This is a genomic window from Mesorhizobium silamurunense, from assembly GCF_014843825.1.
In the GTDB taxonomy this organism is placed as follows: domain Bacteria; phylum Pseudomonadota; class Alphaproteobacteria; order Rhizobiales; family Rhizobiaceae; genus Mesorhizobium; species Mesorhizobium silamurunense.
Genome location: NZ_JHQR01000483.1, coordinates 1 through 1,138, shown reverse-complemented (window position 1 = coordinate 1,138; position 1,138 = coordinate 1). Strand labels below are relative to the sequence as shown.

Annotated in this window: 2 protein-coding genes and 1 pseudogene; 2 read left to right on the top strand and 1 reads right to left on the bottom strand. The window is 66.3% G+C overall.

The window, feature by feature from the left end; all coding sequences use genetic code 11:
* The coding region (locus tag DH10_RS36120) for a hypothetical protein (protein WP_210327897.1) at window positions 1–189 on the bottom strand (189 nt) is incomplete at its 3' end.
* 169 nt (window positions 190–358) lie between these two features.
* Here DH10_RS36120 and DH10_RS36115 point away from each other — a divergent pair.
* Both DH10_RS36115 and DH10_RS37505 read left to right on the top strand, forming a co-directional pair.
* Window positions 359–661: a DUF2934 domain-containing protein gene (locus DH10_RS36115; RefSeq protein WP_192247486.1), complete on the top strand. Its 303-nt coding sequence runs from the start codon at window positions 359–361 to the stop codon at window positions 659–661.
* A gap of 245 nt (window positions 662–906) precedes the next feature.
* Window positions 907–1,040 (top strand): annotated as a pseudogene (locus tag DH10_RS37505) (PRC-barrel domain containing protein); the annotation flags it as partial.
* Window positions 1,041–1,138: the final 98 nt, after the last annotated feature.

Sequence of the window (1,138 nt, the reverse complement as noted above, 5' to 3'; positions counted from 1 at the left end):
CCCGATGCCACGCTCCGCGCAGAACCGCACCAGCACCGCGACGCCCGCGGTGTCGGCCGGGCGCACAAGGGCGGAGGCGCCGAAATTGCGGGTGTCGAAGCCGGGATCGCGAGAGGCGAGCTCGGCGGCGTTCCAGATGGTGGCGTTGGGACAGGCGGCGCGGAGGGCGGGGAGGAGGGTAGGGGACACGGGGCGGCTCCGGGCAGGGGCGATGCTTCATCCATCCTATAGAGGCACGAGCGCGTTGGAGTCACGCCGGGTCTCGAAGAGGCATTCACGCTCATGCGATCGCGAGAATTACTGGGATCGTTCGGCCGTTCCCTGCGTTTCAACAAAGGCTGAAATGGAGGAACGGACAATGGGCGACGATCGGTTGGCAAAGATCAGGCAGCGTGCCTATGAGATCTGGGAGCGCGAGGGCCGGCTGTTCGGCAATCACGACCGGCACTGGCAGCAGGCCGAGGCGGAGATCGACCGCGAGGCAGCGCTGCCGCAGACTGCGGGCGAGATCGCCAGCGCCGACATCCTGACGGTCGAGGAACTGGCGGTGCGCACCGGCATATCGGGCGACGAGGCGCAGGAACTGATCGACCGGCTGGGCAGCGACCGCGCCGCGATCGAGCAGGCCGCGCGCAGCCTCAAGGCGAAGCGGCGGGGCTAGCGCGGGCTCCATTGAGCCGAACGGCCAGGCCGTGCCAGCGGCCTTCGGTGCCGTGCCGGAACGAGTGGACGCCGATCCGCGTTGATCAAAATGTCTGTCCACAAAACGTCTGACCACAAGGAAGACTATCGGACAAACCGGGCGGACTATCTCATTGCCAAGATGGCGCTCCTCAAGACCGAACCCAAGCCGAACAAGAAACCGGCTCCCGATGATCAGCACCCGGCTCGGGAGAGCCCCTTCGCCTCGGCATCGGCGCCAAGCCTGTCGCCGTTGCCACCAGCCAGCTCGATTTTATGCGGGACGAGGACGGCGACTCCACACCGTCGCCAACTGGACGAAGGACCGGCTGAAGGCCATGCCCGAGCATCGCGACTGAAAGAGAGGGCCCGGCGTGGGCCGGCCATTTTTCCTCGGACGCCGAAAGCATGCCCTCGGGCCTGACCCATAGTGGTTCTCGCCTGACATAAGAGTCCG

Bases quoted from the DNA above. Each gene is read 5' to 3' on its own strand.
- DH10_RS36115 (WP_192247486.1), top strand. From the start codon at position 359: ATGGGCGACGATCGGTTGGCAAAGATCAGGCAGCGTGCCTATGAGATC.